Here is a 19,159-nt window from a genome sequence, read left to right on the forward strand (position 1 = left end):
GCTTACATGCGCTCCAGCGTATTGATGCCGAGCAGGTTGAGTCCCTGCTGCAGAGTGCGGCCGGTCAGGGCAGCCAGGCGCAAACGGCTATCGCGCTGGGCGATCTCATCTGCAGCCAGTATCGGGCATTGCTCATAAAAACCGGAAAATCGACCTGCCAGTTCGTACAAATAATGGCAGAGTACATGAGGGGTGCCTTCGCGGGCGACATAATCCAGCGTTGCGGCGAATTGGGCCAGATGAGCGCCGAGTTCGACCTCGGTCGGTTGCGCCAACTGCATGGGCCCCAGATCGTCCAGTTGCGTCATGCTGCGTTCGAGCTTGCGAAATACACTGGCAACGCGGGTGTAGGCATACATAAGGTAGGGAGCCGTATTGCCCTCGAAGCTGAGCATCTGCTCGAAATTGAAGTTGTAATCGCTGCTGCGATGTTTCGACAGGTCGGCATACTTGACAGCGCCGATACCGACGGCATGTCCGATCTCGCGCAACTCACTTTCGGCCAACTCAGGATTCTTCTGTGCGACCAGGCGGTGCGCTCGTTCTTCAGCCTCATCGAGTAAATCGGTCAGTTTGACGGTGCCGCCAGAACGGGTCTTGAAGGGTTTGCCGTCGGCTCCGTTCATTGTGCCAAACCCCATGTGTTCGAGCTGCATGCTGTCAGGGACAAATCCGGCCAGACGCGCAACGGCGAAGACCTGCTGGAAATGCAGGGCCTGACGCTGGTCGACGAAATACAACACCCGGTCAGCATTAAGTGTCTGGTGTCGATAGCGCATTGCAGCCAAATCGGAGGTCGCATACAAATAGCCACCACCGGCCTTCTGGATAATCACCGGTAGGGGATTGCCGTCGGCATTCTTGAACTGATCGAGGAATACGCACTGCGCGCCTTGGCTTTCGGTCAAAAGCCCAGCCGTGCGTAGCTGGTTTACGACGCTGGCGAGTTGATCGTTGTACGCGCTCTCTCCGCGCACATCGGTAGTGCTCAGGCTTACACCGAGGCGGTCGTATACTGCTTGGCAGTGCCCCAGCGAGATACTGTTGAATGTGTCCCAGAGACCCAAACATGCGGGATCGCCAGCTTGCAGCTGAACCACGCGCTCGCGGGCTCGGTCGGCAAAATCGGGGCTTTCATCGAAACGCTGCTTGGCTTGCCGATAGAAGTTCTCCAAGTCCGCCAACTCAGCTTCGGCGTCGACACTGTGTTCTTCCAGATAGGCCAGTAACATACCGAACTGGGTGCCCCAGTCGCCCACGTGATTCTGGCGAATAACGCTGTGACCCACGTATTCAAGCACGCGGGTGACGGCATCACCGATAATGGTTGAGCGCAGATGGCCGACGTGCATCTCCTTGGCCAAGTTGGGCGATGAGTAGTCGACTACTATCCGCTGGGATAGCTGAGCAGGAATAACGCCGAGTCGTTCGTGCTGCAACGCTTCATCTAGGCGCGCAGCCAGCCAATCCCGGCTCTGAAAAATATTTATGAAGCCGGGTCCGGCTATGCCGACCTCGGAGATTGCTTCGTGGGCTGGCATGGCAGCAATGATTTTTTCCGCCAGGTCGCGCGGCTTCATCCTCGCCGGCTTGGCCAGCGTCATGGCCAGGTTGCTGGCAAAGTCGCCATGGGCTTTATCGCGGGCAATCTCGACCTGGATCGACGGTGCGACGTCGGACGGCAATACGCCTTCGCTCTGGAGGCGGCTGACGGCGCTGCCGAGCAGTTGGCTGATAAGATTCTTCATATGCAATAGGGTATCCGGCATCTGCCTGTGGAAAGCCAGTCATTATCCGGGTTCGACAAGGGATTGCCAAATCTGTCTTTGCCGGGGTGGCTGGCTGGAGCCGTGCTAGAACATATCCAGTGGGTCGACATCGATGGACCAGCGGACTTTACGACTGAGGCTGTGGCTTTCGAGCTGGACCAGCCAATGGTGCAACAACTGATGCAATGCGGAACGTTGTGGCGCCTGCACCAGCAGTTGCGCCCGGTAACGGCCGGCTCGCCGCTCCATGGGGGAAGGCACCGGACCGAGCATGTCGATTCGGTCCAGACCCAGATCGAGGCAGAGTGCTTCAGCTAGCTCGCAGGCCGATTCGAGAAACGTATCGGCTGTGGCGGCGTTGTTCGCCTCGGCACGGAGCAGGGCGATGAAGCTGCACGGTGGCAGTCCGGCTTTTTCGCGGGCGTCGAGCTCATGCTGAGCGATGGTGGCATAGCCGTGTTCGGTTAGATCGATCAACAAAGGGTGTTCAGCCATGTGGGTCTGGATCAATACCTGGCCGGGTTTTTCTGCCCGCCCGGCCCGCCCCGCGACCTGGGTAATCATCTGGGCCATGCGCTCGGGCCCACGAAAGTCGGAAGAGAACAGGCCGCCGTCGGCGTCCAATATGGCTACCAGTGTGACATCGGGAAAATGATGCCCCTTGGCCAGCATCTGCGTGCCGACCAGCAGGCAGGGCTGCCCGGTTTGAATGCGTGCGAGCATGTCCTGCATGGCTTTCTTTCGGGCCATGCTTTCGCGATCAATGCGCAGTACCGGGAAATCCGGAAAGCAACTGGTCAGATGCTCTTCGGTGCGCTCGGTACCCGCACCCAGCGAGCGCAGCTCCGTGCCTTGGCAGGTTGGACAATGACGGTCGATCGGCCGCTGGCTGTCGCAATGATGACAATGAAGACGCGCCGGCGACTGATGGACGGTCATGCGTGCGTCGCAGCGGGTGCACTCAGCCATCCAGCCACAGTCATGGCACATGAGTGTAGGTGCAAACCCGCGGCGGTTGATAAATACCAGTACCTGGTTGCCCTTGTTCAGGTGCTCGCCGATGGCCTCGACCATGGGGCGACACAACCCAGCTTCCAGCTTGCGGCTGCGAATATCGATGCACTGAAATACAGGGGGTTTTGCGTGACCTGCACGTTCAGTGAGATGCAGGTGCCGGTAGCGTCCGCGTCTGACATTGTAAAGACTCTCCAGCGAGGGCGTGGCGGAGCCGAGAATAATGGCGGTATTTTCCAGATGCGCGCGGTAAACGGCCAAGTCCCGTGCGTTGTAACGCAAGCCTTCCTGCTGCTTGAAGGACAGGTCATGCTCTTCATCGACAATGATCAGTCCGGGTCGTGCCAGCGGCGTAAAGATGGCCGACCGCGTGCCGATCACGATACCTGCTTCGCCGTCACGTGCCGCGACCCAGGCATCGAGCCGCTCGCGGTCATTGAGGCCAGAGTGCAGGATCACTACGGGTACGCTGAAACGCCTTTGAAAGCGCTCAAGTGTTTGTGGCGTCAAGCCAATCTCGGGGATCAGCACCAGCACCTGTCGGCCCTCGCCTAGACAGTGCTCGATGGCTTGCAGGTACACTTCGGTCTTGCCACTACCGGTCACGCCATCCAGTAACCAGGCAGCGAAGCCGTCTTGTGCCTTAATCGCTTCTAGCGCAGAGGCCTGTTGCGCATTGGCTGGTAGCCGGGATTCGCGTAGCAATGGTAAAGGCTCATGGATGTGATGGTGGGATTGGCTTATGCGCTGAACCAGCCCTTTTTTCTCCAGCGCTTCAAGTGTGTCGCGGCTCAAGCCCCATTGGCTGGTCAGTGCATGGGATAGGCCGTGAGGATGTTTGGCGAGCATCTGTACCGCCAGCTTCTGCTTGGCTGCACGACTGATCGCCGGATGTTCGGGGTACGCGCCGGGCAACAATTGCCAGAGACGATCCTGACGCGCGATAGCTGGCTCGCCCTGGCGCAGCAGCGTAGGTAGCGCGCAGCTAAGGGTGTCGCCAAGGCCATGCTGATAATAGCTGGCCGTCCAGCAGCACAGTTGCCATAGGGTTTCCGGCAGCAAAGGCGTCAGGTCGACCAGTTCGACTGCGCGCTTCAGGCGCGCCGGCGGGACGTCCGAGGTATCACTCAGGGAGGCAATCACCCCTACCATCTGGCGCTGTCCGAAAGGCACGCGGACACGCTGGCCTGGGCGCAGGTCCTCTTGTCGAACGCCATTGGGCGCTTGATAATCGAATAGTCGTCGCAGCGGCGAGGGCAGTGCGACCTGCAGTATGGGTCCGGACACATCGGCTCCTTCGTGGGTCGTGCATGTTAGCATCGCCGGGCCATTCGCATGAGACTTGCGTTGCGGCAGGTATCTGGTATTATCGCCGACCTATTTTAAGGTCTCTGCGTATTAGCGCCGGGACTGTCAGACAACCACAGTGCGGTGCCAGATCAGGTCGATCGGGTGGCGGCACACCTACCGAGGAAATATCCCATGAAAGCTGATTTGCATCCTGTTTATCAGGAAATCGAAGCCACCTGCAGCTGCGGTAACGTGATCAAGACCCGTTCCACGCTGAAAAGCGGCATCCATCTGGACGTCTGCTCCGAGTGTCACCCCTTCTACACTGGCAAGCAGAAGATGCTGGACACCGGCGGTCGTATTGAGCGCTTCAAGCAGCGTTTCGGCGCCGTTAGCTCCAAGTAATCACCATGCTCGGCCGCTTGACAGTGTCGGCTACGAAGCTAGTGAATAGAAAGGCGTTCCTTTGGAGCGCCTTTTTTATTGCCTGGCTGATCGCCCTGCCGTCCCAGGCAGATCCCTGTGCGGCGGTGGGAGCGGGTAGCAACGTTGTCAGTCGTTTCGCGATTGACGGCGATACGCTGGAGCTGGTGGACGGGCGCCGCGTACGACTGCTGGGTATCGATACGCCCGAAATTGGTCGGCGCGGCAAGTCCTCAGAGCCTTTCGCCCAGGTGGCAAGAAAACGTCTTGAGCAACTGACACAGTCTTCTGGCCTGCGCATGTATGTGGGTGAGCAGCCGCAGGATAGATACGGCCGGATCCTGGCTCATTTGTTCGCTGCAGATGGCCGCAATATCGAGGCGCAATTGCTGGAGGAGGGTCTGGGATTCGCACTGGTGGTCCCACCCAATGATCGATTGATGACCTGTCACGGCATAGCAGAACGGGTTGCTCGCGCGGCGGATCGCGGTATATGGAGCCGTTCACCGGTCATGCCGGCCGCCAGGGTTGCCGATGGCGGCTTCACCTTGATCAGTGGGCGAATTACATCCGTCAGTGAGGGAAGGGGTCATCTCTGGCTGGATCTGGACGGCCCCGTCACACTGCGTATCGGTCGGGACGAGCGAGTTTCCTTCATGGATATGCTTGGAAATCGGCCGCCGGCGAACTGGGTGGGGCGCAATGTGGAGGCGCGTGGCTGGGTAGTGGATCGCCAGCGCAAGGGCTCGTCGCCAAAGGCCTATAAAAGGTTCATGCTGCCAGTACGTCATCCCTTTATGCTGGAGATCAAATGATGCGCTATTGCTTCCCATATTTGGTGCTTTCAGTATTGCTGATGCTGCAGGGTTGCGCGGTCAACCCAGTCACCGGCAAGCAAGATTTCGTGATGATGTCCGAAAGCCAAGAGCTCGCCATGGGCAGTCAGGCCAACGCTCAGATCAATCAGCAGATGTCGATGGTAGAGAGCGCGGCCTTGCAAAGTTACGTGCAGCGGGTGGGCGAGGGGCTCGCACGCAATAGTCACCGCAGTAATCTTGAATACCATTTCAAAGTCGTTGATTCCGCTGATATCAATGCCTTTGCACTGCCAGGCGGTTACATTTTCATGAATCGGGGCCTGATGGCCTACCTGAACTCGGAAGCAGAGCTGGCAGCGGTGCTGGGGCACGAAATCGGGCATGTGACTGCCCGCCATGGGGTCCGTCAACAGAGCATGGCCATGGGCTCGGGTCTGCTGGGGCAACTGGTCACAATCGGAACTGGAGTGCAGGCCGCGGGCGACTTGAGTAATCTGCTTGGGTCCGCTTTAGTCAAGGGGTACGGTCGTGACATGGAGCTACAGGCAGACGGTCTGGGTGCCGAATACCTGGCTCGAAGCGGCTATCGACCCGATGCCGTGCTGGAAGTCATCGGAGTGCTCAAGGATCAGGATACCTTTGCCCGCGAGCAGGCGGCGGCACAAGGCAAGCAAGTTGAAAGCTATCATGGCTTATTTGCCTCTCATCCGACGCATGATCAACGACTGCAGCAGGTAGTGGAACAGGCCCAGGCGCTGTCTACCGGCAGCAGCCAGCGCGTGGGCCGCGATGACTATCTCAAGGCTATCGACGGGATGGTATACGGCGAAAGCGAAGCTCAAGGGGTAGTGCGAGATCAACGTTTCTACCATGTGCCCTTGAATATGCGCCTCGATTATCCACGCGGCTGGACCGTTCTAAATCGGCCAGACGTGGTTTTGGGGCACACGGAAGATGAGAGCGCATTTATTGCGATGACGCTCGAGACGGTTGATGAAAAATCCAATGTGGCTGATCTGCTACGCATGCGTGCAGGCAAGCAACAGCTGACACAGGAGCAGCGTTTTTCTGGTCAGGGCTTTCAAGGCCTCATGGCCATTCTGCCTGGGCAGAGTCCACGTCGGGTAGCGGCCATCCTGCGCAAGGATCAGTTGGTTTTGTTCATTGGCGCTGTCCGTGGTCAGGCTCGGCTGGAAAGTCACGATGCGCAGTTCGTCAGTGTTATTCGCAGCTTTGCCGGGCTGAGTGCTGCAGACCGCAAGAAGGCCGCGCCGATGCACATACGTCTGGTGCAGGTGAGTAAAGGTGATACGTATGCACGTTTGGCGCGAAACAGCCCCTTGGGCGATGATGCGCAAGCGCAATTGCGGCTGCTTAACGGCCACTGGCCTGACGGTCAGCCTGAGCAAGGGCAGTGGCTCAAAGTTGTAAGATAATGTCCTTGACATTGATGCGGTGAATGATCTTGTCCGAGGAGGCCATTTTCTGTACAATCTCCGACCCGCATAAGCCACTTGACCGGAATATTGAACATGTCTGATTTGAGAACCGATGCACTCGACTATCATGCCAACCCGCGTCCGGGCAAGCTAAGCGTCGAGCTAACAAAACCTACTGCCACTGCCCGTGACCTTGCGCTTGCCTATAGCCCAGGCGTAGCAGAGCCAGTTCGCGAAATTGCCAAAGACCCTCTCAATGCCTTCAAATATACCGGCAAGGGCAACCTGGTAGCGGTCATTTCCGATGGCACCGCCATCCTTGGTTTGGGTAACCTGGGCCCGCTGGCGAGTAAGCCAGTAATGGAAGGTAAGGGTGTACTGTTCAAGCGATTCGCAGGTATCGATGTATTTGATATCGAAGTCGAATCAGAGAGCTCGCAGGCGTTTATTGATACGGTCCGTCGTATTTCCTGCACCTTTGGCGGCATCAACCTTGAAGATATCAAAGCGCCTGAGTGCTTTGAGATCGAGAAAGCTCTGATTGAGCAGTGCAACATTCCGGTGTTCCACGACGATCAGCACGGCACGGCCATTGTGACTGCCGCTGCAATGATCAACGCACTCGAGCTGGTTGATAAGAAGTTGGAAGATGCCAAGATCGTTTGTCTGGGTGCTGGCGCCGCTGCCATCGCCTGTATGAAGCTGTTGGTCAGCATGGGTTGCAAGGTTGAGAACATCTACATGCTCGACCGCAAGGGCGTTATTCATTCTGGTCGTGATGACCTGAATGAATATAAGGCGATCTTCGCCACCGAAACGGACAAGCGCACACTGTCCGATGCCATGAAGGGCGCGGATGTATTTGTTGGTCTGTCTGGCCCTAATCTGCTGAAGCCGGCTGAGCTGAAGTTGATGGCGGAAAACCCCATTGTGTTCGCGTGCTCCAACCCTGATCCAGAAATCGATCCCGAGCTGGCTCGTGCCGCACGTCCAGACGTGATTATGGCGACTGGTCGTTCGGATTATCCGAACCAGGTCAATAATGTACTGGGCTTTCCCTTCATTTTCCGTGGAGCATTGGATGTCCGTGCTACCAGGATCAACGAAGAGATGAAGATTGCAGCAGTCCACGCGATCCGCAAGCTGGCCAAAGAGCCCGTGCCTGATTATGTCTGCGAAGCATACGGCGGGATCAAGCTCGAGTTTGGTCGCGAATACATCATTCCTAAGCCGATGGACGTTCGTTTGATCGAGGAAGTGCCTGCTGCAGTAGCCAAGGCCGCCATCGATTCAGGGGTAGCCACGTTGCCCTACCCGGCGCATTACCCGCTGAAATCAGTCGAAGACTGCATGTAATCTGGCGGTTATTGACTCGGTAATTGAAAAACCCCGCTTTGGCGGGGTTTTTTATGTCAGTCGTCAGGGCTAGTGAGAGTCAGTCTAACCTTCTGTTGTGCATCCAGATCTGCCAGGAGTAGACAGCCTGATGGCCTGTTTTGGGTTTCCAATAACGCGCGAGCAACCTCCGGTTCCAGATGTTGGCGAAAACAGCGGGACATGGCTCTGGCCCCGTAGCGCCGGTCGAATCCCTGGTTGCCTAGCCAATTTTTGAGCGCCGGCTCAGCGATCAGTTGAACCTGATGGCGTGCCAGCCGACTATTTAGCCGTTCGAGTGCTAGTTCTACTAGCACAATAACCTGATCATCGCCGAGGTGTTGGTAGATCAACTGCTGATCGATACGATTGAGAAATTCCGGAGCAAAGACTTTTTCCAAGGCGTGTTGTTGGTGTTTCTGCTCCTGACGTATTCGCCAGGTCTTGGGCAACAGGCGTCGCCAGCTGTTTTGCTGGCGCTGTTGCCAGGCCCAGATTGACTGTGCACCTACGTTACTGGTCATAAAAATCAGGCTATTGCGAAAATCCAGCGTGCTGGTACCGGAGCTGAGTCGCAATTGTCCGTTGTCAAAAATATTCATCAACGCTCGAATAACCGGTTCACTGGCTTTTTCCAGTTCATCGAACAACACAATACCGGGCTTGCCGAAGGTTCCCTCAACTGCTTCACGGTCAAACAGCGTGTTGCCTTCCTTGCTGCCAACATAGCCCGGAGGAGCGCCGATCAATGAGGCTGCGTAATGCTCCTGTGCCAATGTGTTCATGTCTATCCGGCACAGTGCATCCGAGCGGCCGTGGATGGCCTCAGCCAGCAGGCGCACGGTTTCCGTCTTGCCGACCCCGGTAGGCCCCATCAGTAGCATGACCGCCAGGGGTTTACGGGGATCACCGAGCTCGGCCTTGGTCATGGCCAGGCTAGCGGCCACCGCGTTCAATGCAGCCGTCTGTCCGGTGATGCGCGAGCGCAATAGCTGCATCACCTTGTCCTGATCAAATTGAAAGCGTGATTGGCGCATGATCGGCGTATCGCTGCTCACGCGCTGATTATGCGCCACTACGTCATTGATAAAAGGCATGGATGAATTCCGTCAGGGCCATTAGGCTCCTATTTCCTTGTCCTTACCTGAATGCGGCAGCTCTCCGACCGGACAGTCTTTGACGCCAATAGTGCTGCGTGTCATTTTTTCCACATCGTCCCGCGCCTTTTCTGCATCTAGTACCCAAGTGCGATAGAAGTCGAAGGGGCAGTCGGCTATGCCGCGGTCACCATCACCGGAATTGTAGACGCCGGTATAGCCTCGATGAAGCAGTTTGAACAGGTGGTTCTGGGACTGATCGTTGGCCCGCGCGTCGCGGATTTGCGATACCGACAGCTGGGCGTACTGAATGCCCATATCCTCTTCGCCGCATTCGCCTAAGGTGCGGCCGTCAAAGCCAATAATCGCCGAGTGTCCGAAGTAGGAATAAACGCCATCAAAGCCACTGGCATTAGCAACGGCGACATAGCAGTTGTTGGCCCAGGCCATGCTTTTGGCCATCATCACCTGCTGCTCCTTGGCCGGATACATATAGCCCTGGCAACGGACGATCAGCTCTGCACCCTTCATCGCACAATCGCGCCAGATTTCGGGGTAGTTCCCATCATCGCAGATGATCAGGCTGATTTTCATGCCTTTTGGTCCGTCTGAGACGTAGGTGCGGTCGCCGGGATACCAGCCTTCAATCGGGCACCAGGGTATGCATTTGCGGTACTTTTGAACGATCTCGCCCTGGTCGTTGATTAGTACCAGAGTGTTGTATGGCGCCTTGTGCGGGTGGTCTTCATGTTGCTCGCCAGTCAGTGAGAAGATACCCCAGGTTTTTGCCTGTTTGCAGGCTTGGCTGAAAATACGCGTTTCGTCGCCAGGAATGGTGGCTGCTGTAGCCATCATTTCGTCGTTGTCGTACATGATGCCCATGGTGCTGTATTCCGGGAATACCACCAGATCCATACCGGGAAGACCTTTTTTCATGCCGACGATCATTTCGGCGATGTTGTTAGCGTTAGCAAGCACTTCGTCACGTGTATGCAGTCGGGGCATTTTATAATTGACCACGGCAACACCGACGGTATCAGGGCTGCTTGAAATATCTCCATGACGCATTGGATAGTCCTCTGTTTGCTTGATTAAAAAGGCTCAGGTGAGCTCGATACCCAGTTTGTTAACCCGGTAGCGTAGTTGTCTGAGACTGAGATTCAGGCGCCTGGCAGCTTCTGACTGGTTGTTATTGGTGTCGACCAGCATTGCCCGTATGTGCGCTGCTTCATCCTGATTGACCCAGTTATAAGTGCGTCCGTAAGGTCGCTGCCCCGGGCCGCCTGGCTGAAAAACAGTGGGATCGGTAACCGTGGCAGTCGTTGTTTTGTCATGACTGGTTTGTTGGGGAAGATTGATTGCGCTTTCCGAATCCAGACTGCGTTTGATCTTCGCGCCACTCAATGAATCCTCATCGCTGGTGAGTGCGGTGCGCTCCAGCACATTTTGCAGTTGCCGGATGTTGCCCGGCCAATCAAAGCGCTCAAGTACATCAAAGGCATCCGAGTTCAAGCTCCAGTTGCGCTCATAGTGATGATTGAGTTCGTTGAGAAAATGCAGGGCAAGCTGTCGGATGTCGCCCTGACGCTCGCGCAACGGCGGTAGATGTACCGGCACTACATGCAGGCGATAAAACAGATCCAGTCTGAAGCGGCCCTGATTGACCGACTCTTGCAAGTTGACATGAGTGGCGGTGATGACGCGAAAGTCCACTGAGACAGCGCTTTCGCTACCGACCGGATCCACCTTCTTTTCCTGTAGCACACGTAGTAGCTTGGCTTGCAGCGCTAGGGGCATGTCACCGATTTCATCGAGGAAAAGCGTGCCACCGTCGGCCTGTACTATTTTACCCTGCTTGCTTTTAGAGGCGCCGGTGAAAGCGCCTTTGGCGTGGCCGAACAATTCCGACTCCAGCAGGTCGGAGGGGATCGCTGCACAGTTGATACAGATAAACGGCTTCTCTCGGCGGTCACTCTGCTGGTGAGTCATCCGCGCAAACTTTTCCTTACCGGTCCCGGACTCGCCGAGCAACATGACCGGTGCGTCGCTGCGGGCAACTTGAATTGTTGAGCGAACGGCGTCCATCAATGCCGGGCTGGTGCCGAGAATGCCATGGGCCAGGCTCTGCTTGAGCATGGACTCGATCGCTATGCTGTGTCGTAGATGCTGATTTTCCTTAACCAGGTGTTCCGTCTGGTCGACTACAAACTGATGGATACGCAATACCTGGCCAACCATTGAGGCGGCTATTCGCAATAGGCTGATGTCGCCATCAAAGGGTCGATCATGTAGACCCTCGCGTTGTATGGATAGAACGCCAATCGGCGTGCCCGATTCAAGTATGGGCACTGCAATGAATGTCATGCGGCCACCAGTATGATTTGACAGTTCAGCTACACGATAAATAAATAAGGGCTCTTTATTTACGTCGGGCACCAAGCCGATCGAGCCAGTGCGCATGACATAGCCAGTCACTCCCTGGTTGATATTCAGGGTGAAGCGTCCGGCTTTGAGATCTTCGATCGACAGCCCATAGGAATAACGCACTTCCATGGTATTGCTGGCCGCCACCGGTAGACTGACCCTGCCGCAGTTAAGGCCGTAGAGTTGCGAGAGCAGGCGAAGGATCCCTTGAATAGTACGTGGGGCGTCCAGCGGCTTTTCCAGCAACTTGGCCATTTCCAGGATCACGACCAATTCACGCTTCATCTGTTGGGATATCCCATCGTGCATGGTTGTCACGTAATGCAGGCTCCTTAGATAGGGGACAAAATGAGCCCCTATGGCCTGCGACTGGATCGTGAACTGAGCTCGTGCGGATGAACTCAGTGGCTGATCATCCATGGACGTCGCGGACCACTTTGCTGCTTGAGGGGCGGGGGTTGGCCCTCGGCGCGGGGCTTGTGCGTGCAACTACCTGAGCTGCAACAATTGTGCCCATGGCTTACTTTTGGTTCATGCGCACTGCGCTCATTTGTTTCGTGAGCTGTACGCTGCTGCTTGCTGATCACCTGTAAGCGGGGTGCACTGATCAGGCGCTGCATGGTCTGCCCGCATGCGGGGCAGTTGCGTGGGAGGTTGCGTTCGACGCTGGGTATCAGCGCTTCGAATACACCGCATTCGTAACAGTCGAAATCATATAGGGGCATAAAATGCTCTCTGACGGTGCGCTCAAGAGGGTGGGCGCCGCACTAAGATGGCCGCGGCGCCACATCAAGGTTACTTAATCCATTTGGATGTGGGGACTTCTGGACTGTTGACCGAGATAGTCGGCCCATCTGCGTTGGGCATGATATCGAAGTCGAATATTTCAGTCGGGATCCACAACGTAGCGCAGACGTTGGGTACGTCCACAATCCCGCTGATATGGCCCTGTACCGGAGCAGTACCCAGGAGTGAATAAGCTTGGGCTCCACTGAAGCCAAACTTTTTCAGGTACTCGATTGCATTCAAACAGGCCTGACGATAAGCCACGTGGGCATCCAGGTAATGTTGTTTGCCGTTCTCATCAACGGAAATACCTTCAAATATCAGGTGCTTTTTATAGCTTGGGGCCATATCACTGGGCTGGAAGATCGGATTTTTCACGCCGTATTTTCTCACGCCGTCCTTGATCAAGCTGACGCGGATATGAATCCAGCCGGCCATCTCGATCGCACCGCAGAAGGTGATCTCGCCGTCGCCCTGGGAAAAGTGCAGGTCGCCCATGGACAGACCACCGCCTTTGACATAAACCGGGAAAAATACGCGCGAGCCCTTGGTCAGATCCTTGATATCGCAGTTGCCGCCGTGCTCGCGTGGTGGCACGGTGCGTGCGCCTTCATTGGCAATCTTGGCTGCTATATCGCCTGTTGCGCGGCCGGTGTGAGCAGTGGGGGCGTATGGGGGGTTGGCCAGGCCGGGTACACGGTCAGGGTCGGTGTCGATCAGGGCCTGCTCGCGTTTGTTCCATTCATCGAGCAGCTCCTGGGACGGCAGGCAGCCGATTAGGCCGGGGTGCATCAAGCCAATAAATTCGACCCCAGGAATGTGCCGAGATTTGGTATAAATGCCATTGAAGTCCCAGATGGTCTTGCGTGCCTCCGGATAATGCTCGGTCAAAAAGCCACCACCGTTTTCCTTTGCGAATACGCCGTTGAAACCCCACATCTGGTCGGCGAAGGCACCTATATCAAGAATATCTACGACCATCAGATCGCCGGGCTCCGCGCCTTCAACAGCAACTGGGCCACTGAGGTAATGCACCTTGCTGAGATCAACGTCCCGGACGTCGTCAGCGCTATCATTATTGGCGATTTGCCCACCGGTCCAGTCCATGCATTCGATGATGAAGTCGTCACCGGGCTTTACCGTTGCGACCATTGGCACGTCAGGATGCCAGCGGTTATGAATCGTATCGTGCTCCTTTGGGCTCTTGTTCAGGTCGATCTTGATTAATGTCTCAGCCATGACGGTGAATCCTCTGTGTGGGTGATAGCGCTCTCGGCCAGCTTGCGGCCAGTAACGAAACCAGAGCAGATGGCGTGCCAGCTTTGTCATTTATGAATAAACTCATTTATATTCAATAAGTTGAAGCATAATTGTCAGTTAATGTCATATCCAGTCAAGACTCGACAGTGACAATGTCACTCGTGAGCATCTGACATTGTCATGACAATGTCAGATGCTGTTGCGCCCCGGGCATTGCAGCCATATCTGCAGCATCAATAGCTATCATCCAAAGGGGTAACGCAACGCATTGATAGTAAACAGGTTATTTTGGTAGAAAGAAGTTTATGCGGTTGGACTAGTGTGAGTGGCACAAGGGTTGCTCTGATGTTCAGTGACAGGTCGGCGAGCAGGATCACCGTTCGCTAGCCGGTTTTACCCACATCTAGGAGAACCACCCTATGCAAGATTCAATACGCAAAATGCCCGCCTGGAGGCGCCATGTGCTGGCACTAGCGCTGGGCACCGGTATGGGCGTGACTGGAATGGCCGGCGCTGCCGACTACCCGACTGACAAGGTCAACACCAGTGGTTTGGCGGTTACCGATGACACGGTCAAAGTCGGCATACTGCATTCGATTACCGGGACTATGGCTATTAGTGAGACCGGCTCGGTCGAGGCCGAAATGCTGGCCATCGAACAGATCAATGCAATGGGAGGCGTACTTGGCCGACAGATCGAGATAATTCAGGAAGACGGCGCCAGTGATTGGCCGACCTTCGCGGAGAAGTCTCGCAAGTTGTTGACTCAAGACAAAGTGGCTGCGGTATTCGGCTGCTGGACGTCCGCATCGCGGAAAGCAGTCTTGCCCATTTTCGAGAAAGAAAACGGCATGCTTTACTACCCGACTTTTTATGAAGGTCTCGAGCAGTCCAAAAACGTGATCTATACCGGCCAGGAAGCTACTCAGCAGATTCTTGCCGGGCTTGATTGGATAGCCAAGGAAAAAAGCGCGAAAACTTTTTACCTAGTTGGTTCTGATTACATTTGGCCACGTACCTCTAACAAGATCGCACGCAAGCATATCGAGAATGTTCTCGGTGGCACAGTAGTGGGCGAAGAGTACTACCCACTGGGGAATACCAACTTTGGTTCATTGATCAACAAGATCCGCCTCAAGAAGCCTGATGTAGTGTATTCAAGCATCGTTGGTGGCTCTAACGTCGCTTGGTGGAAGCAGCTGAACGCCGCTGGTATCACGGCTGATCGGCAGACCATCATGACCATCTCGGTTACTGAGGACGAAGTGCTCGGTATCGGCGGCGAGAACATGAAGGGCTTCTACTCATCGATGAAGTATTTCCAGTCACTGGAGAACGATAACAACATCGAGTTCGTCAAAGCATTCAAGGCCCGCTGGGGTGAAGACAGTGTAATAGGCGACGTTACGCAAGCAGCCTATCTCGGCCCTTGGTTGTGGAAAGCGGCAGTAGAAAAAGCGGGTAGCTTTGATGTTGATAAGATCGCCGAAGCCTCTGCTGAGATTGAACTAACCACGGCACCTGAAGGTTACGTCAAAGTTCACGAAAACCACCACCTGTGGAGCAAGTTGCGTGTAGGCCAATGGCAGGAAGATGGTCAGGCTAAAGTGGTTTACGAGTCAGAGCTGATCGAACCGAACCCATTCCCCGAAGGCTACCAATAAGTCGCTCCCGTCAGGGTAAATCAATACAGGTGCGGTCTTCTTTGACCGCACCTTTACGAGTCAAGGAGAGCGATCATGGGCGGATATTCCTCGCAAGAACTCACAGCTATCTTCGTTATGCAGGGATTCAGCGGGCTTAGCCTGTTCTGTGTATTCCTGCTGATGGCGTTGGGTCTGGCGATCATCTTCGGGCAGATGGGCGTGATCAATATGGCACATGGGGAGTTTCTTACCCTGGGTGCCTACATTACCTGGCTGGTATCTGTACTGGGCACTGAGATATGGCCATGGATGGAGCATATCTATTTCCCAGTTGCCATTCTCGCGGCATTTGCCGGTACTTTTATTCTCGGTTATCTGGTCGAGCGTTTCATGATCCGTCTTTTGTACAAGCGCCCGCTCGATACTTTGCTGGCGACATGGGGGCTCGGCCTGATCATGCAGCAGGCATTCCGCTCGGGCTTTGGGCCGCGTGAAGTAAGTGTCAACTTGCCGCCCTGGCTGATGGGTTCATGGAGGCCCACCGACATGATCGATATTCCAGTTAACGGAATGCTCGTCATGGTCATTACGTTTTTTATTACCCTGGGTGTGGCTTTCCTTCTTTACCGCTCGCGCTGGGGCATAAAAGTACGTGCCACTACGCAGAATCGCGCCATGGCCAATGCTACGGGTATTAATACCCAGCGTGTAGATCGCTTGACGTTTGCTCTGGGCTGTGGAATCGCAGGTGTCGCTGGGGCGGCCTTCACTACTATAGCCTCGACGGGGCCGACGACCGGTTCACTCTATATTGTCGACACCTTCTTGGTCGTTGTCTTCGGTGGCGCAGCCAGCATTCTTGGCACTGTGGTGTCGGCGTTCGGTATTGCCCAGTCGCAGTCGTTGCTCGAGTTTTTCCTCAGCGGCTCCATGGCCAAGGTCATCACCCTCTCGGTTGTTGTCGGCATTCTGATGGTTCGTCCCCAGGGACTCTTTGCAAGCAAAGTACGCCGGTGATCGGCCTAACCACTGGAGGTTATTGATATGCATAAATGGATAGCAGCATTCGGGGGAGGTCAGCGCCTGCTGCAATTGCTGGCGCTGGCCATTTTGCTGTTGGTTATTCTGCCGATGACACTGGATATATTCCGGCTCAACCTGCTGGGTAAATACCTTACCTATGCATTTGTCGCCGTAGGTCTCGTGCTGTGTTGGGGGTACGGGGGCATTTTGAGTCTGGGGCAGGGAATCTTTTTCGGTGTTGGCGGATATTGCATGGCGATGTTCCTGAAGCTTGAATCATCTGCACCGGAGTTCACCTCGATTCAGAGCACACCCGGCATACCAGATTTCATGGACTGGAATCAGATTACTGAACTGCCTTTGATGTGGGTGCCATTCAATAGTCTGTTTCTGACAATCGTGCTGATGTTGACAGTTCCTGCTCTGATCGCTTTCTTTATCGGCTTTGCCATGTTCAAGCGTCGGGTTGGTGGGGTGTATTTCGCGATCATCACACAGGCAATCGCTTCGATCGCAACCATTCTTATTGTGGGGCAGCAGGGTTACACCGGTGGCATTAACGGTATTACCGATTTGCGTACGCTTTTGGGTTGGGATATTAGGTCCGATAGTGCGCGTTACATCCTTTACTTTGTTTGCTGCGTAGCGTTGATCGTTTGTCTGCTGGTAGGCCAGTTCATCCTTGAAAGTCGCTTTGGCAAACTATTAATCGCGATGAGGGACCAGGAGGATCGAGTTAGATTCTCGGGCTACGACGTTGCTAACATCAAGATTTTTGTCTTCGTGATAGCCGCTATATTTTCAGCCGTTGGCGGGGCCATGTTCGCGTTGCAGGTAGGCTTCATGTCGCCGTCATTCGTTGGCACGGTCGCATCAATTGAAATGGTGATTTTTTGTGCGGTGGGCGGGCGCCTTTCTCTTATCGGTGCGGTATATGGCGCATTGTTGGTTAATCTGGCCAAAACCATGCTTTCAGAAACATTTCCCCAGCTATGGATTGTTTTCATGGGTGCCTTGTTTATCGGTGTGGTGTTGCTGTTCCCCCAGGGGCTCGCCGGCATCTACAACGATTATGTTAAGCCCTCAGTTATTAAGTTGCTGGGCCGTAACAGTAAACAGCTGGACCGGGTGGTTAATAATCAGGAGGTACAGCCATGACGTCTCCAATATTGCTCGCGATTGAAGACTTGACGGTGTCTTTTGATGGCTTCAAGGCGGTCGACGGGTTGAACTTATATGTAGAACGCAACGAGGTGCGGGTAGTGATCGGCCCTAATGGTGCAGGGAAAACAACCTTGCTGGATCTGATCTGTGGCAAGACACGTGCATCGTCGGGATCGATCATGTTCAAGAATGTCGAACTGACCAAGCTGGCTGAGAACCAGATCGTCAAGGCCGGCGTTGGCCGGAAATTTCAAACACCTTCTATATACGAAAATCTGACTGTTAGAGAAAATCTTGAGTTGTCCTATCCGGGCGGACGCACCGTATTTGGTAGCCTGTTCTTCAAGATCAATGAGCAGGTGACTCAGCGGGTAAGCGATATTGCAGCGGATATTTTTCTAGCGGATCGCCTGGATATCAGTGCGGGTCTGTTGAGCCATGGACAAAAACAATGGCTGGAAATTGGGATGTTGCTGATCCAGGATCCGGAGTTGCTGATGCTAGACGAACCGGTTGCCGGTATGAGTGTATCAGAGCGTGAAGCGACGGCCGATCTGTTGAAGCGTATCAGTAAGAATCGCTCCGTGATTGTCATTGAGCACGACATGGACTTCGTCAAAGACATCGCCAATAAGGTGACCGTGCTACATCAGGGCAAGTTGCTGGCTGAAGGCAAAATGGATGATGTGCAGAAAAACGACAAAGTCATCGAAGTCTACCTGGGCTATTAAAAGAAGGAGTCGGCTATGTTGGCTGTTCGCGACCTGCGCGTGAGCTACGGAATGAGTGAAGTCATCCATGGTATTTCGCTTGATGTTGGTGCCAATGAGACAGTAGCAGTAATGGGGCGTAATGGTATGGGCAAGACGACCTTGTTCAAATCCCTGATTGGTATGCAGCCCAATAGTGGCGGAAGCATAACCTTCAATGGCAAGGAATTGAGCAAGGTACAATCTTACCAACGGGTTGCGAGCGGTATCGCCTATGTTCCCCAGGGCCGCATGGTTTTTCCTACATTGACGGTTGAAGAGAATATCGTGGCGGGTCTTGAGGCTTCTGGACGAAAGAAGGTTCCAGGCGATATCTATGAGCTATTTCCAGTTTTGCTGGAAATGCGTCGGCGTAAGGCGGGCAACCTATCAGGAGGGCAGCAACAACAATTGGCAATTGCCCGAGCGCTTGCTGCCGACCCCAAGATTCTTTTACTGGATGAGCCCACCGAAGGCATACAGCCCTCAATTATTAAGCAATTGGCCTCAACCCTGAATGAAATCAAAGACGCGCGTAAAATTAGCATTGTGGTGTCCGAGCAGGTACTCAGTTTTGCCTTAGCCGTGTCTAATCGAATGCTGGTGATAGATAGAGGCGTTATTGTCCACGAAGCTAGCGGCGACCAAATCGACCGCGCACATATCAGCAAATACCTCTCCGTGTGACCCCTTGTGGTCAAACCTTCCGTGCGCGCAAGCGGGCGGAAGGTTTTTTTATTGAGGTAAAGTAGAAACAAGCCTTGACGGCAAAACCTCAGCCCCTATAATGCGCGTCTGCCCAGAGGGGGCGCTTTGTATAAAGCGTTTTACAATCAATGAGTTAGCGATAATTCAGGGGTTGACAGGGCAGGCAGAGCAGGTA

At 54.8% G+C, this 19,159-nt stretch carries 16 protein-coding genes; 9 read left to right on the top strand and 7 right to left on the bottom strand.

What is annotated here, in order from left to right:
- Positions 1-2: 2 nt before the first annotated feature.
- Positions 3-1,748 carry an arginine--tRNA ligase gene (gene argS, locus ACJAXR_RS12425; RefSeq protein ID WP_415058589.1) on the bottom strand — a complete coding sequence of 582 codons (1,746 nt, stop codon included), beginning with the start codon at positions 1,746-1,748 and terminating at the stop codon, positions 3-5.
- A gap of 105 nt (positions 1,749-1,853) precedes the next feature.
- A complete protein-coding gene (locus ACJAXR_RS12430) occupies positions 1,854-4,070 on the bottom strand; it encodes a primosomal protein N' (RefSeq protein ID WP_415058590.1) in 2,217 nt (738 codons plus the stop codon).
- A gap of 195 nt (positions 4,071-4,265) precedes the next feature.
- Between ACJAXR_RS12430 and rpmE the strand changes: the two genes are divergently transcribed.
- The 4 genes from rpmE (at position 4,266) to ACJAXR_RS12450 (ending at position 8,109) form a co-directional block, all read left to right on the top strand.
- Positions 4,266-4,478 (top strand): 50S ribosomal protein L31, encoded by a 213-nt coding sequence (gene rpmE, locus ACJAXR_RS12435; protein WP_415058591.1) that lies wholly within the window; start codon positions 4,266-4,268, stop codon positions 4,476-4,478.
- A 5-nt stretch (positions 4,479-4,483) separates the two neighbouring features.
- Positions 4,484-5,311: a thermonuclease family protein gene (locus ACJAXR_RS12440; protein WP_415058592.1), complete on the top strand. Its 828-nt coding sequence runs from the start codon at positions 4,484-4,486 to the stop codon at positions 5,309-5,311.
- Positions 5,311-6,750, top strand: coding sequence for a M48 family metalloprotease (locus tag ACJAXR_RS12445; protein ID WP_415058607.1), 1,440 nt, complete (start codon positions 5,311-5,313; stop codon positions 6,748-6,750). The genes ACJAXR_RS12440 and ACJAXR_RS12445 overlap by 1 nt, the downstream gene beginning before the upstream one ends.
- Positions 6,751-6,846: 96 nt before the next feature.
- Positions 6,847-8,109, top strand: coding sequence for a malic enzyme-like NAD(P)-binding protein (locus tag ACJAXR_RS12450; protein WP_415058593.1), 1,263 nt, complete (start codon positions 6,847-6,849; stop codon positions 8,107-8,109).
- Positions 8,110-8,165: 56 nt separating this feature from the next.
- Here ACJAXR_RS12450 and ACJAXR_RS12455 read toward each other — a convergent pair whose 3' ends face one another.
- The 5 genes from ACJAXR_RS12455 to fmdA form a co-directional block, all read right to left on the bottom strand.
- Positions 8,166-9,224: an AAA family ATPase gene (locus tag ACJAXR_RS12455; RefSeq protein ID WP_415058594.1), complete on the bottom strand. Its 1,059-nt coding sequence runs from the start codon at positions 9,222-9,224 to the stop codon at positions 8,166-8,168.
- 21 nt (positions 9,225-9,245) lie between these two features.
- Positions 9,246-10,292, bottom strand: coding sequence for an aliphatic amidase (locus tag ACJAXR_RS12460; protein WP_415058595.1), 1,047 nt, complete (start codon positions 10,290-10,292; stop codon positions 9,246-9,248).
- Positions 10,293-10,325: 33 nt separating this feature from the next.
- Positions 10,326-11,957, bottom strand: coding sequence for a sigma 54-interacting transcriptional regulator (locus ACJAXR_RS12465; RefSeq protein ID WP_415058608.1), 1,632 nt, complete (start codon positions 11,955-11,957; stop codon positions 10,326-10,328).
- A gap of 92 nt (positions 11,958-12,049) precedes the next feature.
- Entirely contained in the window at positions 12,050-12,373 is a 324-nt protein-coding gene (locus ACJAXR_RS12470) for an FmdB family zinc ribbon protein (RefSeq protein WP_415058596.1), read from the bottom strand.
- Positions 12,374-12,443: 70 nt separating this feature from the next.
- Positions 12,444-13,673 carry a formamidase gene (gene fmdA, locus ACJAXR_RS12475; protein WP_415058597.1) on the bottom strand — a complete coding sequence of 410 codons (1,230 nt, stop codon included), beginning with the start codon at positions 13,671-13,673 and terminating at the stop codon, positions 12,444-12,446.
- Positions 13,674-14,182: 509 nt separating this feature from the next.
- Between fmdA and urtA the strand changes: the two genes are divergently transcribed.
- From urtA to urtE, 5 genes are all read left to right on the top strand, one after another.
- Positions 14,183-15,358, top strand: coding sequence for an urea ABC transporter substrate-binding protein (gene urtA / locus ACJAXR_RS12480; RefSeq protein WP_415058609.1), 1,176 nt, complete (start codon positions 14,183-14,185; stop codon positions 15,356-15,358).
- A gap of 75 nt (positions 15,359-15,433) precedes the next feature.
- The gene (gene urtB / locus ACJAXR_RS12485; RefSeq protein WP_415058598.1) at positions 15,434-16,357 is read left to right on the top strand and encodes an urea ABC transporter permease subunit UrtB; all 924 of its coding nucleotides are present in this window, start codon (positions 15,434-15,436) and stop codon (positions 16,355-16,357) included.
- Positions 16,358-16,384: 27 nt separating this feature from the next.
- Positions 16,385-17,521 carry an urea ABC transporter permease subunit UrtC gene (urtC, locus tag ACJAXR_RS12490; RefSeq protein ID WP_415058599.1) on the top strand — a complete coding sequence of 379 codons (1,137 nt, stop codon included), beginning with the start codon at positions 16,385-16,387 and terminating at the stop codon, positions 17,519-17,521.
- The gene (urtD, locus tag ACJAXR_RS12495) at positions 17,518-18,258 is read left to right on the top strand and encodes an urea ABC transporter ATP-binding protein UrtD (RefSeq protein ID WP_415058600.1); all 741 of its coding nucleotides are present in this window, start codon (positions 17,518-17,520) and stop codon (positions 18,256-18,258) included. The genes urtC and urtD overlap by 4 nt, the downstream gene beginning before the upstream one ends.
- A 15-nt stretch (positions 18,259-18,273) precedes the next feature.
- A complete protein-coding gene (urtE, locus tag ACJAXR_RS12500) occupies positions 18,274-18,963 on the top strand; it encodes an urea ABC transporter ATP-binding subunit UrtE (protein ID WP_415058601.1) in 690 nt (229 codons plus the stop codon).
- Positions 18,964-19,159: the final 196 nt, after the last annotated feature.

The sequence above is a fragment of the Halopseudomonas sp. genome (genome assembly GCF_047631575.1).
In the GTDB taxonomy this organism is placed as follows: domain Bacteria; phylum Pseudomonadota; class Gammaproteobacteria; order Pseudomonadales; family Pseudomonadaceae; genus Halopseudomonas.

Excerpts from the sequence above, each read along its gene's own strand:
- argS (WP_415058589.1), bottom strand. The coding sequence starts at position 1,748 with ATGAAGAATCTTATCAGCCAACTGCTCGGCAGCGCCGTCAGCCGCCTC.
- rpmE (WP_415058591.1), top strand. The coding sequence starts at position 4,266 with ATGAAAGCTGATTTGCATCCTGTTTATCAGGAAATCGAAGCCACCTGC.
- ACJAXR_RS12440 (WP_415058592.1), top strand. The coding sequence starts at position 4,484 with ATGCTCGGCCGCTTGACAGTGTCGGCTACGAAGCTAGTGAATAGAAAG.
- ACJAXR_RS12445 (WP_415058607.1), top strand. The coding sequence starts at position 5,311 with ATGCGCTATTGCTTCCCATATTTGGTGCTTTCAGTATTGCTGATGCTG.
- ACJAXR_RS12450 (WP_415058593.1), top strand. The coding sequence starts at position 6,847 with ATGTCTGATTTGAGAACCGATGCACTCGACTATCATGCCAACCCGCGT.
- ACJAXR_RS12455 (WP_415058594.1), bottom strand. The coding sequence starts at position 9,224 with ATGCCTTTTATCAATGACGTAGTGGCGCATAATCAGCGCGTGAGCAGC.
- ACJAXR_RS12460 (WP_415058595.1), bottom strand. The coding sequence starts at position 10,292 with ATGCGTCATGGAGATATTTCAAGCAGCCCTGATACCGTCGGTGTTGCC.
- ACJAXR_RS12465 (WP_415058608.1), bottom strand. The coding sequence starts at position 11,957 with ATGCACGATGGGATATCCCAACAGATGAAGCGTGAATTGGTCGTGATC.
- ACJAXR_RS12470 (WP_415058596.1), bottom strand. The coding sequence starts at position 12,373 with ATGCCCCTATATGATTTCGACTGTTACGAATGCGGTGTATTCGAAGCG.
- fmdA (WP_415058597.1), bottom strand. The coding sequence starts at position 13,673 with ATGGCTGAGACATTAATCAAGATCGACCTGAACAAGAGCCCAAAGGAG.
- urtA (WP_415058609.1), top strand. The coding sequence starts at position 14,183 with ATGGGCGTGACTGGAATGGCCGGCGCTGCCGACTACCCGACTGACAAG.
- urtB (WP_415058598.1), top strand. The coding sequence starts at position 15,434 with ATGGGCGGATATTCCTCGCAAGAACTCACAGCTATCTTCGTTATGCAG.
- urtC (WP_415058599.1), top strand. The coding sequence starts at position 16,385 with ATGCATAAATGGATAGCAGCATTCGGGGGAGGTCAGCGCCTGCTGCAA.
- urtD (WP_415058600.1), top strand. The coding sequence starts at position 17,518 with ATGACGTCTCCAATATTGCTCGCGATTGAAGACTTGACGGTGTCTTTT.
- urtE (WP_415058601.1), top strand. The coding sequence starts at position 18,274 with ATGTTGGCTGTTCGCGACCTGCGCGTGAGCTACGGAATGAGTGAAGTC.